Below are 16059 nucleotides of genomic sequence, written 5' to 3'. Positions count from 1 at the left end.
CATTCAGTTCGGAGTTCCGGCCGTGGCCATCCGCTTGGTCAGAAACCCGTCGATCGCCTGTGCCATCGAGCCCACGGCACGCGACCGCCACCCCTCGGAGACCAGATGCTCGAGATCCCCCTTGTTGGAGACATAACCGATCTCGACCAGCACCGAGGGCACGTCGGGCGCCTTCAGCACCCGGAAGCCGGCGGACTTCAGGGGATGCTTGTGCATCCGCACCGTCGCCTTCATTTCACCCATCAAGAGGCGGGCAAAACGATTTGAAAAGGTACGGGTTTCCCTCTGCGTGAGGTCGATCAGGATATCGGCGACGTCGTTGGGCTCCTCCGCGAGGTTGAACCCGGCGATCGCATCGGCCCGGTTCTCCGCATCCGCCAGCCGCTGGGCCTCGGCGTCGGATGCCTTATCTGAGAGCGTATAGATGGTCGCGCCCTGCGCGTCGCCCTCGGCACGAGGCAGCGCATCGGCATGAATCGAGACGAACAAAGCCGCCTTGTGGTTACGGGCGATCTTGGTCCGGTCATTGAGGGGGATGAAGGTGTCGTCTTCCCGCGTCATCACCACGCGGTATTTACCGGCCTTTTCCAGCTTGTCGCGGAGCGCCAGACCAAAAGCGAGCACCAGGTTCTTTTCGCTCTCGCCCCCCGACTGCGTGCCGTTGTCGATGCCGCCATGGCCGGGATCAATCACGACCACCGGACGGTCGTCGGCCTTCTGCTGCGCTGCATCCGCGGTTGCCTTGGCGGGAACCGTGGCAGGCGGCGCCTCGGCGATCGCGGGCCGCAACTCGGGACGGTTTTCAGGGGGAAGCGATGCCACGAAGGCGGCGCGCTCGATCTCCTCCAGCTCGAGCACGAGCCGGGCCGGCTGGCCGTTGGCGGCTTCGACCACGTAGGAATTGGCGATCTTCGCCGGCCCCGTCAGGTCGAACACGATTCGCGAGCCGCCGGGCATGACCAGCCCATAGCGGAAAGCCTTGATCAGCCCTCGCCCCCCGCTTCCGGTGCCGGCGGGTAGCTGGAAATTGACTTGCGGCACATCCACCACCACGCGGAACGGGTCGGCCAGCGTAGCGGTGCGGAAGGTAATGGTCCGGTCGAGGTCCAGGATGAAGCGGGTCTGCTTGCCATCGCCGGCCAGCCGGGCGGCCGAGGCTACCGGAAAATTCGCTGCGGCAACAACGGGTTGCGGCTGACTTTCCGCAGCAATGAGGCGCGAGGAATCAGCACACGGCAATGCCGCGGTGCACAGCAACACGCCTCCCAGCAAAACCCGTCGATTCGTGCGGCTCGCCACCGATTCCGTGCCTCCGAGCAGCCCTCTTAACGCAATAGAACCACAGGGTTAATCGCTCCCTAATGACAGAAGCGCGAAATTCGGCGACTGTGACCGCCGTGCGACGCTTCCCTTGCACGGATGGCTCATTCCTCGTATGTACGGAATGCTGACGGCCGATATTTCAGGTTGTGTCGCATTCAGCCTCCCGGCGCTGCGCCGGAACTCCCAAGATTTGGGGATTCCAGCGTTTTCCGCTTCCCTCTAAGACCAGCGCGGTGCGCGGCAGCGAGGTGGAGCGGGTTAGGCACCGGCGGTGGACGGTCTCGGGTTACCACTCATGTTACCGGGACGGTTCTGACGGCGGCGTAACCCATTACCCGGTCCCTTGATCCCAAGGGAGCGGTTCGTGATCCCCCAAGGCGAGCGCGCTCGCGCCGTGCCTGGCCAGCAGCAACTGATTGAAGGGCGGCCTCGCCGCCCAATGTTTCATACGGGCCGACGCTTGATGCGCCAGACTGTGCCGACGAAATCTAAAGGACCATTCGCGACGCTGCGGAGTGACAATCCCGCGCGTCGCAATGGTCCCGAAGCTTCCGGTTCGGCAAGGCGCGAGAGACGGCGTTTCGGCCTTCCCCTCACCCCCGAATCAGGTGGACCGTCGCGTCACCCGGCGGCGCGATACGCGCCCACGGTTTATCGCGTCCGCCGCCGCCAAGAGTTAAGACATGCCCAACAAGATGTTGATCGATGCCACCCACCCGGAAGAGACCCGGGTCGTCGTGGTCCGCGGCAATCGCGTCGAAGAGTTTGATTTCGAAACCGCGCAACGCAAGCAACTGCGCGGGAATATCTACCTCGCCAAGGTCACAAGGGTTGAACCCTCGCTCCAGGCCGCCTTCGTCGAATATGGCGGCAATCGCCACGGCTTCCTCGCCTTCAGCGAAATCCATCCCGACTATTATCAGATCCCGGTCGCCGACCGGCAGGCGCTGATCGAGGCCGAGGAACAGGCCCATCGCGAGGCCGAGGAAGAGAGCGAGAACCGCTCGCACGGCCGCCGCCGTTCGCGCCACCGCAACGCCCGTCGCCGCGGTCATGGCGAGCGCGTGCGCAGCGACATCGTCGAAGGCCTCGAGGTCGGCGCCGATCCCGCAGCCCAGCCCTCGGAGGGCGAGGTCCCGCACACGGAAGGCGCACCGTACGAGGGCGAGCATCTGCACGCCGATGCCGAGCATCGCGGCGAGCACGAAGGCCACGATCACGACCACGATCAGGGCGAACGTGCTCATGGCGAGCAGGATCACGACGATCATCATGCCCATGATGACGAGCACGCCCGTGATCACGATCACCAGCGCGATCATCACGACCACGATCACCACCACCATGATCATCACGACCATGATCATCACGACCATGATCATTCCGACGAGACGCCCGCGCCTGTCGCGGCCGTCGGCGCCGAGCCCGTGGTCGCGACCGAGGCCGTTGCCGAGCTCCAGGATGCCCAAACCTTCGAAGCTCACGTTCCCCAAGCCCATGCGGAAGCTCCGGCGGAGGCCGTGACATCGGCCGCCGAGCCGGCCGATGCGATGTACGCCGACGGCGAGAATGGCGAGACGTCGGCCGAGGCTGCGGAAGCAACCAGCGAAGACGACGAAGACGAGGACGAGGACGGCGAGGAAGTCGAAGAGGAAGTCGTCGAATCCGTCGGCGGCGACGATGTGCTGGAGGAAGTGCCGGAGCGCACCTTCCGTCCGCGCCGTCAGTACAAGATCCAGGAGGTCATCAAGCGGCGTCAGGTGATGCTGGTGCAGGTGGTCAAGGAGGAGCGCGGCAACAAGGGCGCGGCGCTGACGACCTACCTCTCGCTCGCCGGCCGCTATGCCGTGCTGATGCCCAACACCGCGCGCGGCGGCGGCATCAGCCGCAAGATCACCAGCGCGCAGGATCGTTCGCGCCTGAAGGAAGTGGTGCAGGATCTCGACGTGCCCGAGGGCATGGGCATCATCCTGCGCACGGCAGGCGCTTCCCGCACCAAGCCCGAGATCAAGCGCGACTTCGAATATCTGATCCGGATGTGGGAAACGGTGCGCGACCTCACGCTGAAGTCGCAGGCCCCGACCCTCGTCTACGAGGAAGGCTCGCTGATCAAGCGCTCGCTGCGCGACCTCTACAACAAGGAGATCGACGAGATTCAGGTCGCCGGCGAATCCGGCTACCGCGAAGCCCGCGATTTCATGAAGATGCTGATGCCCGCCAATGTCGGCGCGGTGAAGCAGTATCGCGACGGCCAGCCGCTGTTCTCGCGCATGGGCGTCGAGAGCCAGCTAGACGCGATGTTCTCGCCGACCGTGCAACTGCGCTCCGGCGGCTACATCGTCATCAACCAGACCGAAGCGCTGGTCTCGATCGACGTCAACTCCGGACGATCGACGCGGGAGCACCATATCGAGGACACCGCGCTCAAGACCAATCTGGAAGCGGCCGAAGAGGTCGCCCGCCAGCTTCGCCTGCGCGACCTCGCCGGCCTGATCGTCATCGACTTCATCGATATGGACGAGAAGCGCAACAACCGCGCGGTCGAGCGCAAGCTGTCCGATTGCCTCCGGCAGGACCGCGCGCGCATCCAGGTCGGCCGCATCTCGCATTTCGGCCTGCTCGAGATGTCGCGCCAGCGCATCCGCGCCAGCGTGCTGGAGAGCTCGACAGATCCGTGCCCGCATTGCGGCGGCACCGGCCACGTCCGCTCCGTGTCTTCGGTGGCGCTGCAGCTGCTGCGCGGCCTCGAAGAGATCCTGATGAAGGGCGCGACCCACAATCTCGTGGTCCGCACCCGCACCGACGTCGCGCTCTACGTGCTGAACCACAAGCGTGGTCATCTGCGCGACCTCGAGAACAGCTTCAAGGTCACGCTGTCGGTCATCGCCGATCCCACCGTCAGCGGACCGCAGGCATATGTGATCGACCGCGGCGAGCAGGTGCACACGCTCGAAGCCGCCAAGGCGCTGCTCGCTGCGCAAGTGGCTGCGAGCCCGCCGCCACAGGCCGAAGAAGCCTATGACGACGAGGATGGCTTCGACCTGGAGACCGAATCCGAGGTCGAGACCGACGAGACCGAAGGTCTTGCTGACGAGCAGGCTGCCGGCGAGGCAGCCTCCGAGCAGGACGGCCAGCGCCGCAAGCGCCGTCGCCGCCGGCGCGGCCGCGGTGGCCAGCGCGAGGGTGAGTTGCGCGAGGATACCGCGCCCACAATGCCCGAAGCGGCCGTGGCGGCCGGTGAAGGCGAAGACGAAACCGAGTCTGAGCAGGACGGCGAGGAAGGCGACGAACAAGCAGCCCGCGGCGAGCAGCAGGGCAACGGCGAGCGCCGGCGTCGGCGTGGTCGCCGCGGCGGACGCCGCCGTCGCGGGGGCGGCGAGGAAGGTCTCGCCGGCTCCATCGGCGACGAGCTCGGCGCCAGTCAGCCGTCGGAGGCGACCGATGCGGTTGCCGATTTCGACGGCTTCGGCACCGAGCCTGCGCCCTCCATCGCACAGGCCGAGCACATCGAGGCGGAACACATCGCCGAGCCGCAAATCGTGCAGCCCGAACCGCGCGCCGAGGTGCGGACCGAGGCGCCGGCTCTGCCGGAGCAGGCTTCCGCCACGACGACGGCAACGGCAGAAGAGGAGTCCGCCGGCGACAAGGCCGCGCGGCGCCGCTCCACCGTCCGTGAAAAGGTGAGCTTCCTGCTGAACAGCCAGCCTGAGTCGGCAACGCCGGTAGCGCAGGTGACCGAAGAACCGGTCGCTGCGCCCGCGCCGGCACCCGAGCCTGCGCCGGAGGCCGCAAGCGAACCCCCGGCGGCCCCGCGCCGCGCCGGCTGGTGGTCGCGCCGCTTCGGCGGCGGCGAATAACAGGGACATCCACGAAACCGCCCGGCCAAACCGGGCGGTTTTTGGTTGGCAAGGTCAGTTTCGATGCGACGTGCAATAGTTCTCGGCGGCGGCATGGTCGGTGTGAGCGCGGCGCTGCACCTGCAGCAGCGCGGTTGGTCCGTCACGCTCGTCGACCGCAGGGAGCCGGGCCGCGAGACCAGCTACGGCAATGCCGGAATGATCCAGGCGGAAGCGGTACGCCCCTATCCCATGCCGCGCGACCTCGCCTCGCTCTTGAAGATCGCGACCGGCCGCACCAACGACGTGCGCTACAGCCTCTCCTCCCTCCATCTCCACATCGAGCCCCTGCTCCGCTACTGGTGGCATTCGGCGCCGAAGCGGCATCGCGAGGCGATCGAGGCGTGGGCACGGCTGATCGCCTATGCGACGGCCGAGCACGACATCCTGATCCGCGAGGCGCATGCCGACAATCTCATCCGCCGTGCCGGCTACCGAGCGTTGTTTCGCGACCCCGCTTCACTGGATCTCTCGATCAAGGCCGCGGAAGAGGATCAGCGCGAATTCGGCGTGAACTTTCGCGTGCTGTCCGGCAGCGAGCTCGCCAAGGCCGAGCCGATCCTGCGCGACGATCTCCCCGGCGCGATCCATTGGCTCGACACCTGGACCGTATCGGATCCCGGCGCACTGGTCACCGCCTATGCCGAGTTGTTCGAACGCCTCGGCGGCACGATCGTGCTCGGTGATGCGCAGTCGCTGCAGCAGACCGCGACCGGCTGGTCTGTCGACACCGACAGCGGACGCCTCGATGCGCCCGACGCCATCGTGACGCTCGGGCCGTGGTCGCCCGACCTCCTCCACAAATTCGGCTATCGCATCCCGCTGGTGCGCAAGCGCGGCTACCACATGCATTACAGCGGCGGCGCGTCGCTCGACCTGCCGCTGATCGACAAGTCCGGCGGCTATGCCATGGGTCCGATGGCCAAGGGCATTCGCATCACGACGGGAGCGGAGCTGACGGGGCCGGATGCGCTGGCAACACCGGTGCAGCTCGCCAGCGCCGAAGCCTCGGCACGCGAGCTGATCGACCTCGGCAAGCGGGTCGAGCCGGACCCGTGGTTCGGCACGCGGCCCTGCACGCCCGACATGCTCCCGGTGCTCGGCCGCGCCCCGCGCCACCCCGGCCTCTGGATGAACTTCGGCCATGGTCATCAGGGCTTTACGCTGGGACCTGCGACCGGCCGCCTGCTCGCCGAGATCATGAGCGGCGAGACGCCGGCGGTCGATCCCACGCCATACCGGCCCGAGCGGTTCTAGCTCAAAGAAAAAGGGCTGATCGAGGATCTCGACCAGCCCTGTTGTTCAAGATCTGACGGCACGGCCCGCGTCGTCGGACGCGGCTTGCAGATCAGTCCGTCGTGATCGCCGTCTCCATGTCGGTCGGGTCGATCTCCTTGGCCAGATTGGCGTTGAGCTTGTCGCGGTCGAGCTCGCCTTCCCACCATGCCACGATCACGCAGGCGACGCCGTTGCCGCACAGATTGGTCAGCGCGCGGCATTCGCTCATGAACTTGTCGATGCCGAGCACGATCGCCATGCCCGGCACGAGGCGCGGATCGACCACGGCGAGCGTCGCCGCCAGCGTGATGAAGCCGGCGCCGGTGATGCCGGAGGCGCCCTTCGAGGTCAGCATCGCCACGACCAGGATCGTGAGTTGCTGGCCGAACGAAAGATCGACGCCGAGCGCCTGCGCGATGAACAGGGTCGCCAGCGTCATGTAGATGTTGGTGCCGTCGAGGTTGAAGGAATAACCCGTGGGCACCACGAGGCCGACCACCGACTTGGAGCAGCCGAGCCGCTCCAGCTTCTCCATGAGGGACGGCAGCGCGCTTTCCGAGGACGAGGTGCCGAGCACGATCAGCAGTTCGTCCTTGATGTAGGCCAGGAACTTGAAGATCGAGAACCCGGCGATGCGCGCGATGAGGCCGAGCACGACGAACACGAACAGCGCCGCGGTGACATAGAACGTGGCGATCAGACCGACCAGGTTGAGGATGGCGCCGGTGCCGAACTTGCCGATCGTATAGGCCATCGCGCCGAACGCACCGATCGGCGCCGCGCGCATCACGATCGAGATGACACCGAACACCGCGTGCGCAGCATCGTCGATGAAGCTGCGAATCGTATGGCCGCGCTCCCCGAGGCTCATCAAAGCAAAGCCGAACAGCACCGCAAACAGCAGCACCTGCAGAATTTCGCCTTGCGCGAAGGCGCCGACCACCGTGTCGGGAATGATGTGCAGCACGAAATCGACGGACCTCTGGCCGGCGGCCTGCTTGGCGTAGCCTGCAACGGCCGCCTCGTTCGCCGCCGCATTGCCGAAGCCGGAGCCCGGCTTGACGAGATTGCCGACGATGAGACCGATCACCAGCGCGAAGGTCGAGACGACCTCGAAATAGACCAGCGCCTTGATGCCGATGCGTCCGACCTTCTTGGCGTCCTGGATATGGGCGATGCCGGAGACGACGGTGCAGAAGATGATCGGGGCGATCACCATCTTGATCAGCTTGATGAAGCCGTCGCCGAGCGCTTTGATCCATTCGTTGGTGGCGACCTGCGGCCACAGCCAGCCGACGATGGCACCGAGCACGATCGCGATCAGCACCTGGACGTAGAGGACCTTGTACCACGGCTTGGCGACGGGCGGCGCGACCGGCGCTCCCGCCATCGTTGTCGTCGTCATGGCTTCACTCCCCCTCAAAACACCGGCCAGCCAAGATCAACTTGGCCGGCCCTTTCAATTGGAACTGCTGGTTGTAGCGCGTTTTACCCGCGGCGCTCGACGATCCGGCGCGCCGCCGGCATCAGGGCCGCGCCGAGTGCATTCTTGACCAGTGAGGCCGCAATGAACGGCACGATGCCGACCTGCCAGGCCTTGGCGGCGCCGAGACCCATGCCAAAAGCCAGCCAGCCGAAGCCGGCGGCCAGAATGGCGATATGGCCAACGGCCATCGCCGCAAAGAGCAGCATCACGCTGCGATCCCAGCCGCGCTCGGCGAGCCAGCCGGTCACGAAGGCAGCCAGCACGAAACCGAACAGATAGCCCGCGGTCGGGCCGACCAGCGGCGCAATCCCACCCACGGGACCGGCGAACAGCGGCAGCCCGATCGCGCCCTCGGCGAGGTAGGCAATCATGGTTGCGCAGCCAAGCCGCCGGCCATAGGCGGCGCCGATCATCAGCACCACCAGCGTCTGCAGCGTCATCGGCACATAGGGCAGCGGCAGGTTCACCTTGGCCGACAGCGCCATCAACGCGGTGCCGAGAACGATCAACACGACGGCACGCAGCGTGCCGACGGCTTCGCCCGGCCGAGTCGGCCACATCAAAGCGGCGAGAGAGGAATGTGGCGCAGCGGCGGACGGGGCGGAACGATCTGACAAGTTGAACTCCGGAAGGCTGAAGAAAACTGGCGCAGTTATTTAAGCCACTCAGCAATCCGGTCAACTGCCTCTCGCATCTCGTCGGGCGAGCGGGCATAGGAAAACCGTATGAATGAACGGCCGTGGATGGGATCGAAATCGACGCCGGGCGTCGCCGCCACGCGCGCCTGCTCCAGCATTTGCTTGGCGAACTCGAAACTGTCCGAGGTGAAGTCCGAGACGTCGGCGTAGAGATAGAAGGCGCCGTCGGCGGGCAGGAATCTCGTCAGTCCGGCCTTGGGCAATCCATCGATCAGGAGACGCCGGTTTTCCTGATAGCCGTGCTTGATTTCCTCCATCTCGGCCGCGCCGTCGAAGGCAGCCTCTGCCGCGATCTGCGACAGCGACGGCACCGAGATCAGGAGGTTCTGTTGAAGCCGCTCGATCGGCCGCACCAGGATCTCGGGCACGACCATCCAGCCGACGCGCCAGCCCGTCATGCAAAAATACTTCGAGAACGAGTTGATCACGAGTGCGTGCTCGGACAGCGCCGCCGCCGTCACGGCTGGAAACGCGTAATCGAGCCCGTGATAGATCTCATCCGAGATGAAGCGGATGCCGGCGTCTTCCGCGGCCGCGATGAGGCCGGCGAGCGCTTCGCGGGACATCATCGTGCCCGTCGGATTGGCGGGGCTGCCGACCAGCACGCCCTTCAGCGGCGCCCTGCGATGGGCGGCGATGAGCGCCTCACCGGTCAGCGCGTGGCGCGTCTCGTTCGTGGTTTCGATCAGCACCGGCTCGCAGCCGAGCGCGGTGAGGATATGACGGTACGGTGGATAGCCCGGCACCGTCACGGCGACGCGATCGCCGGGCTCGAACATCGACAGGAAAGCCAGGATGAAGCCGCCCGAGGAGCCTGTGGTCACCACGATCCGTTCGGGGCTGACGTCGCAGCCATAGGTGTCGCGATAATGGCGCGCGATGCGCTCGCGCAGACTGGGGATGCCGAGCGCGGAGGTATAATCGATCCGCCCGGCCTCCAGCGCCGCATGGGCGGCGGCGATCGCCGTCCTGGGCGCGCCGGCTGCGGGCTGGCCGACCTCCATATGGATGACATGACCGCCGGCGGCCTCGATTCGGGCCGCCGCCGCCATGACGTCCATCACCATGAAGGGGGGAACATCGCTGCGGCGGGAGGGCTCGAGCCACTGCCCCAACCGGTTCCTCAAGGTCGCATCGTGCATCGATTTCTGCTATTCGCTGGCGGACCGGATCCGTCCGGTCCGGAAAACAGGGCACTTGCGCCCCAGACTGGCCGCATTGTACGGCTCATAAAGGGCACGGCTCACAAGGGGCATATCGCGGATCCGGTCTGCCGCCAATCGCCAAACCAATCACGAAACTGCTGACCAAGACCGTTTGACCAGACCGCTCGATGTTGTTCAGGATCGCATTGCGCCAGAAGGCCTCCGCTCTCACCGCCCTCGTCACGGCCGCGGCCATCGCGCTGACGCCGTTCTCGGCCGCGCGGGCACAGGCCAAAGGGCCGCCGGTCCTGCGCGACACCGAGACCGAGCAGCTGCTGCGCGAATACACCCGTCCGATCCTGCGCGTCGCAGGTCTGGAGAAGCAGAACATCCAGATGGTGATCATCAACGACGGCTCGTTCAACGCGTTCGTCGCGGACGGCCGCCGCATCTTCGTCAATTGGGGCGCGATCCTCCAGTCGGAGACGCCGAACCAGATCATCGGCGTGCTCGCACACGAGACCGGACATCTGGCCGGCGGCCACCTGTCCAAGCTGCGCGAGCAGCTCGCCACGGCCCAGACCCAGATGATCATCGCGATGCTGCTCGGCGCCGGCGCAATCGCCGCCGGCAGCACCCGCAGCTCGAGCGCCGGCAACAACGGGCTGGCCAATGTCGGCGCGGCCGCGATCGCCGCTCCGCAGGAGATGATCCGCCGTACGCTGCTATCCTACCAACGCCAGCAGGAGGAGAACGCCGACCGCGCCGGCGTGAAATTCCTGACTGCGACCCAGCAGTCGCCGAAGGGCATGTACGAGACCTTCAAGCGCTTCACCAACGAGAGCCTGTTCGCTTCGCGCGGCTCCGATCCCTATCTCCAGTCGCATCCGATGCCGGCTGAGCGTGTCGCCGCGCTCCAGGAATTCGCAGGCACCAGCCCATACTGGAACAAGAAGGACGATCCCGCGCTTCAGCTCCGGCACGACATGGTCCGCGCCAAGATATCAGCCTTCATGGAGAGGCCGGAGACGGTGTACCGCCGCTATCCCCAGACCAACGACAGCCTGCCGGCACGCTATGCCCGCGCCATCAGCACCTATCTGCATGGGGATTTGCGCAGCGCGCTCACTCAGATCGACGCGCTGATCCAGGTTCAGCCGAACAACCCCTACTTCTACGAGGTGCGCGGCCAGGCGCTCTTGGAGAGCGGCAAGCCGGCGGAGGCGATCGCTCCCCTGCGCAAGGCAGCGCAGCTCTCGAACAACGCCCCCCTCATCGAGATGTTACTTGGGCAGGCTCTGGTTGGAACCGATAATAAAGCCTACACCGACGATGCCGTTCGGATTCTCCGCGCTGCGGTGGCCCGAGAGCCCGAGGCGGCACTCGGTTATACCCAGCTCGCAATGGCCTATGGCCGGAAGGGAGACTACGCCGAGGCCGATCTCGCCTCGGCCCAGGCCGCTTACTTGCGCGGCGACAACAAGACCGCCCGCGAGCTTGCAACGCGCGCGAAAACCCGTTTCGCCATCGGCACGCCCGGATGGGTCAAGGCCGACGATATCGTGGCGGCGAAGCCGCCGCGCAACTGACGCAACTCGAACGACGCCCGATACCACGACGTCACGACACCGAGCTTAAGTCCGCCGGGACGTTTATCGAAACCTGCTTTGGATAAGAGGATTTACCTATGCCTTCGCTGCGCCTGCTTGCTCCCGCATTGTTCGCGCTCGCCATGTTCGGCGCAGCCGTGCCCGCGTCGGCCGACAGCTTCTCCGATGCCCAGCGCACCGATATCGAGGCCATCATCAAGAACTACCTCGTCAGCCATCCCGAGGTGCTCGAGGAGGCCATGGCCGAGCTCAGCAAGCGCCAGGCCGCGGCCGAAACGCAGAAGCACGAGGCCAGCATCGCGCAGAACGCTGATGCGATCTTCAACTCTCCGCGCCAGGTCGTGCTCGGCAACAAGGACGGCGACGTCACCTTCGTCGAGTTCTTCGACTACAATTGCGGCTACTGCAAGCGCGCGATGGACGACATGCTCACTCTCATGAAGAGCGATCCAAAGCTGAAGATCGTGCTGAAGGAGTTTCCGGTGCTGAGCCAGGGGTCGGTCGAAGCGGCCCAGGTCGCAGTCGCGGTGCGCATGCAGGATCCCACCGGCAAGAAATATCTCGATTTCCACCAGAAACTGCTCGGCGGCCGGGGCGCCGCCGACAAGGCGCGCGCGATTCAGGCGGCGAAGGAAGCCGGCCTCGACACCGCCCGAATCGAGAAGGACATCGCCAGCCCCGAGGTGCGCGCCACCATCGAGGAGAACTTCAAGCTTGCCGAAGCGATGGGCATGAACGGCACGCCGAGCTACGTCATCGGCAAGCAGATCGTGATCGGCGCTGTCGGCGTCGAAGGCCTCAGGGAAAAGATCGGCATCGCCCGCTGCGGCAAGGCGACTTGCTGAAGGCGACTTGCTGAAGGCGCCGTTCGCAACTCGTGCATGCAAAAGGGCCGGCTGAAGAGCCGGCCCTTTTTTTCGCGCGCCCAACATTGGCGTCTTCGTGCAAAATCATTCATCCAGCGTTCAACAAACAAATGCCGCGGAACAGACGAAGTTCCGGAACAACTCAAATCTCCTTTCGTTGTCGGCGCGGGCAATGACGCAGGAAACACGTGAGGAGAATTTCGATGTTGAACCGCTTTATGATCTCGGTTGCCGCAGCTGCACTCGTCGCGGGGACCGGTTTGGCAAACGCACAGGGCAGCATGGGCCGCGACAGCGGTGGCGGCGCCAGTGGCTCGCAGCAGATGCAGCACTCGCAGCCCTCCGGCGGCGCCGCAGAGCGCGGCGGCTCGATGGGGCGCGATTCCATGAGCCATGACAAGGGCACCGTCGGTCAGGCCGGCGGTTCCAGCACGATGAAGTCCGATCGCGCCTCGGAAGACAAGTCCGGCGCGATGAAGGACGAGCGCCCGGGCGGCGCCATGAACAAGAACGCGGCCGAGGACAAGGCTGGTGCCACCAAGGGCCAGCGCACCGATGATCGCGCGCAGGGCCAGATGGACAAGTCTCAGCAGGACAAGTCCAAGAGCATGAGCCAGGACACCAGCAAGTCCGGCAGCAAGGACCAGAAGGACATGAAGGCTGAGGGCAGCAAGAGCGGCACCTCGACCAACAACGCTGAGAACCGGCCGGGCACCGGCACGAACCAGAATGCTCAGGGCCAGAGCTCGACCACGGTCGGCCAGGCCGGCGCCGCTGCCAAGCTTTCGACCGAGCAGCGGACACAGATCACGTCGGTGATCCGCGAGCAGCGTGTCGCTCCGGTGACGAACGTGAACTTCTCGATTTCGGTCGGCACCCGCATCCCGCGCGAGGGCATTACGCTGCACACCCTGCCGTCGCGGGTGGTGACCATTTATCCGGAGTGGCGGACCTACAGGTACGTCCTGGTCCGGGATGAGATCGTGATCATCAATCCGGACACCTACGAGATCGTGGCGGTCCTGAACGCTTGAGGCAGGATACCGGCAACCTTGGGGCGGGCAGCGATGCCCGCCCCTTTGCATTCGGCCCGCAGCCATGCTTCGGACTGGTTAACAAGCAATTTCCGTAGTTTCCGCACAGGTTTTTGCGCACTGGGTGAGGTGCTTGAACCCGCCCCTGAGGACCTTCGAGGCTTCCCCTCACGCGCTTTGTTACCTATAACCCCGCCACGCCGAAGCACCTCTCCCGGGATTGGAATGGCCGAACCTGCAACCGACACGATCCTCGTCCTGAACGGGCCGAACCTCAACATGTTAGGGACGCGCGAGCCCGAAAAGTACGGTCATGCGACGCTGGCCGACGTCGAGGCGCTATGCCGGGAGACAGCGGCGACCTTCGGCCTGAGGGCCGACTGCCGGCAGTCCAACCGCGAGGGCGAGCTGATCGACTTCATCCATGAGGCGCACCGGCGCAAGATGAAGGGCATCGTCATCAATGCCGGCGGCTATTCCCACACCTCCATCGCGCTGCACGACGCACTGCTCGCGGTGCAGATCCCGACGGTCGAGGTGCACGTGACCAACATCCATGCCCGCGAGAGCTTTCGTCACCATTCCTACACCGCACGCGCGGCCTTCGCCTCGCTCTGCGGTTTCGGCATCGAGGGCTACCGCCTCGCCATTCAGGGCCTTGCCGCCAAGCTCGGCATCAAGCCCAACGCCTGACGCTCCCTTCCAACAGAACATTCGGATCAAACAACATGGCGCGCCAGCCAGACGACAAAGCAGCCGCAAAGTTTTCCAGCGAGGATTCGGCGCTCATCCGCGAGCTTGCCTTGCTGCTCGATGAGACCAGCCTGACCGAGATCGAGATCGAGCGGGCGGGGCTGCGCCTGCGCGTCGCCCGCAACATCAGCGTGGCCGCGACCATGCCGCTGCCGGTGGCAGCCGCTCCTGCCGCCATGACGGCGGCTGCAAGCGCGACCGCCACTGCCGCTTCCGATCTGTCGAAGCATCCCGGCGCCGTGACCTCGCCGATGGTCGGCACCGCCTATTGGGCGCCGGAGCCGGGCGCCAAGCCGTTCATCGAGGTCGGCACCAAGGTCTCGGTCGGCCAGACGCTGCTGATCATCGAAGCCATGAAGACGATGAACCAGATCCCTTCGCCGCGCGCCGGCACGGTGACGCAGATCCTGGTCGAGGATGGCCAGCCGGTCGAGTACGGCGAGCCGCTGGTGATTATTGAGTGACGCGAATGGGGAATAGCGAATAGCGAATGGCGTCAGCCTTCCCTACTCGCCATTCGCCACTCGCCATTCGCTGCAGGACAACATGTTCGACAAGATCCTCATAGCCAATCGCGGCGAGATCGCCCTTCGCATCCTCAGGGCCTGCAAGGAGCTCGGGATCGCGACCGTCGCCGTGCACTCCACGGCCGACGCCGACGCCATGCACGTGCGGCTGTCGGACGAGAGCGTCTGCATCGGGCCGCCGTCGTCCAAGGACAGCTATCTCAACGTGCCCGCGCTGCTCGCGGCCTGCGAGATCACGGGCGCCGACGCGGTGCATCCCGGTTACGGCTTCCTCTCCGAGAATGCGCGCTTTGCGGAAATCCTCGCCGAGCACAATCTGCATTTCATCGGCCCGAAGGCCGAGCACATTCGCCTGATGGGCGACAAGATCGAAGCCAAGAAGACGGCGAAGCGCCTCGGCATTCCCGTGGTGCCCGGCTCAGATGGTGCGGTCGGCCCCGACGACGACGCGATGGCGATCGCCAAGAAGATCGGCTTCCCGGTGCTGGTGAAGGCGGCGGCCGGCGGCGGCGGCCGCGGCATGAAGGTCGCGCACAGCGAGGCCGACCTCCAGCTAGCGCTGTCGACGGCGGCCAACGAGGCCAGGTCCGCCTTTGGCGATGCGTCCGTCTATCTGGAAAAATATCTCCAGAAGCCGCGCCACATCGAGATCCAGATCCTCGGCGACGGCCGCGGCGGTGCCATCCATCTCGGCGAGCGCGACTGCTCGCTGCAGCGCCGGCACCAGAAGGTCTGGGAGGAAGGCCCCTCGCCCGTGCTCTCCGCCGCGGCGCGGGCCAGGATCGGCGAGACCTGCGCCAAAGCGATGCGCGAGATGAAATATCTCGGCGTCGGCACCATCGAGTTCCTGTTCGAGGACGGCGAGTTCTACTTCATCGAGATGAACACCCGCATCCAGGTCGAGCATCCCGTCACCGAGAGCATCACCGACATCGACCTCGTGCTGGAGCAGATCCGCATCGCCGCCGGCGGCGACCTGCCCGCCAGGCAGGACGAAATCCAGGTCATCGGCCACGCCATCGAGTGCCGCATCAATGCCGAGAACCCGCAGACCTTCCGTCCCTCGCCCGGCCGGATCCAGCAATATCATCCGCCCGGCGGCCTCGGCGTCCGGATCGATTCCGCCGTCTATCAGGGCTACACGATCCCGCCTTATTACGATTCGCTCGTCGGCAAGCTGATCGTGCACGGCAAGACCCGCGCCGAATGCCTGATGCGGTTGCGCCGGGCGCTGGACGAGATGGTGGTCGAAGGCATCGAGACCACGCTGCCGCTGTTCCGGGCGCTGGTGCGCGAAGACGACATCATCAACGGCGATTACCACATCCACTGGCTGGAGCAGTATCTCGCCGGCAAGCCGGAACCCGAAGCGAGATAGTCTTCCTCTTGTGGAACCCTTTGGCCCCAATCGCGTTCTGGACGGTTGGGGCTAGTTCCAAAGGG

Annotated in this window: 12 protein-coding genes; 8 read left to right on the top strand and 4 right to left on the bottom strand. The window is 65.4% G+C overall.

Annotation, left to right across the window (positions count from 1 at the left end; all coding sequences use genetic code 11):
* Positions 1-3 precede the first annotated feature (3 nt).
* On the bottom strand, positions 4-1299 hold the full coding sequence (locus EDE08_RS08335) for an N-acetylmuramoyl-L-alanine amidase (RefSeq protein WP_131868470.1): 1296 nt from the start codon (positions 1297-1299) through the stop codon (positions 4-6).
* Positions 1300-2006: 707 nt separating this feature from the next.
* Here EDE08_RS08335 and EDE08_RS08330 point away from each other — a divergent pair.
* Both EDE08_RS08330 and EDE08_RS08325 read left to right on the top strand, forming a co-directional pair.
* Entirely contained in the window at positions 2007-5180 is a 3174-nt protein-coding gene (locus EDE08_RS08330; RefSeq protein WP_131868469.1) for an Rne/Rng family ribonuclease, read from the top strand.
* A 63-nt stretch (positions 5181-5243) separates the two neighbouring features.
* Entirely contained in the window at positions 5244-6476 is a 1233-nt protein-coding gene (locus EDE08_RS08325; RefSeq protein ID WP_131868468.1) for an NAD(P)/FAD-dependent oxidoreductase, read from the top strand.
* A 91-nt stretch (positions 6477-6567) separates the two neighbouring features.
* Here the strand turns inward: EDE08_RS08325 and EDE08_RS08320 are convergent, their stop codons facing one another.
* The 3 genes from EDE08_RS08320 to EDE08_RS08310 form a co-directional block, all read right to left on the bottom strand.
* A complete protein-coding gene (locus EDE08_RS08320) occupies positions 6568-7902 on the bottom strand; it encodes a dicarboxylate/amino acid:cation symporter (RefSeq protein ID WP_131868467.1) in 1335 nt (444 codons plus the stop codon).
* Between the two features lie 83 nt (positions 7903-7985).
* Positions 7986-8543: a biotin transporter BioY gene (locus EDE08_RS08315; protein WP_131868866.1), complete on the bottom strand. Its 558-nt coding sequence runs from the start codon at positions 8541-8543 to the stop codon at positions 7986-7988.
* A gap of 92 nt (positions 8544-8635) precedes the next feature.
* Positions 8636-9823 carry a pyridoxal phosphate-dependent aminotransferase gene (locus EDE08_RS08310; protein ID WP_131868466.1) on the bottom strand — a complete coding sequence of 396 codons (1188 nt, stop codon included), beginning with the start codon at positions 9821-9823 and terminating at the stop codon, positions 8636-8638.
* A 191-nt stretch (positions 9824-10014) separates the two neighbouring features.
* Between EDE08_RS08310 and EDE08_RS08305 the strand changes: the two genes are divergently transcribed.
* The 6 genes from EDE08_RS08305 to accC all read left to right on the top strand — a co-directional run bounded on the left by EDE08_RS08305 (position 10015) and on the right by accC (position 15994).
* Positions 10015-11415, top strand: coding sequence for a M48 family metalloprotease (locus EDE08_RS08305; RefSeq protein ID WP_131868465.1), 1401 nt, complete (start codon positions 10015-10017; stop codon positions 11413-11415).
* A 98-nt stretch (positions 11416-11513) separates the two neighbouring features.
* On the top strand, positions 11514-12281 hold the full coding sequence (locus tag EDE08_RS08300) for a DsbA family protein (RefSeq protein WP_131868464.1): 768 nt from the start codon (positions 11514-11516) through the stop codon (positions 12279-12281).
* A gap of 224 nt (positions 12282-12505) precedes the next feature.
* Positions 12506-13336, top strand: a complete 831-nt coding sequence (locus tag EDE08_RS08295) for a DUF1236 domain-containing protein (RefSeq protein WP_131868463.1) — start codon at positions 12506-12508, stop codon at positions 13334-13336.
* Positions 13337-13561: 225 nt separating this feature from the next.
* Positions 13562-14029: a type II 3-dehydroquinate dehydratase gene (aroQ, locus tag EDE08_RS08290; RefSeq protein ID WP_131868462.1), complete on the top strand. Its 468-nt coding sequence runs from the start codon at positions 13562-13564 to the stop codon at positions 14027-14029.
* 35 nt (positions 14030-14064) lie between these two features.
* Positions 14065-14553, top strand: a complete 489-nt coding sequence (gene accB / locus EDE08_RS08285; RefSeq protein WP_028177212.1) for an acetyl-CoA carboxylase biotin carboxyl carrier protein — start codon at positions 14065-14067, stop codon at positions 14551-14553.
* An 82-nt stretch (positions 14554-14635) separates the two neighbouring features.
* Positions 14636-15994: an acetyl-CoA carboxylase biotin carboxylase subunit gene (gene accC, locus EDE08_RS08280; protein ID WP_131868461.1), complete on the top strand. Its 1359-nt coding sequence runs from the start codon at positions 14636-14638 to the stop codon at positions 15992-15994.
* Positions 15995-16059: the final 65 nt, after the last annotated feature.

Origin of the sequence: Bradyrhizobium sp. R2.2-H (assembly GCF_004346455.1) — a bacterium.
GTDB lineage: Bacteria > Pseudomonadota > Alphaproteobacteria > Rhizobiales > Xanthobacteraceae > Bradyrhizobium > Bradyrhizobium diversitatis.
This window is presented reverse-complemented; position numbering and strand designations above follow the sequence as displayed.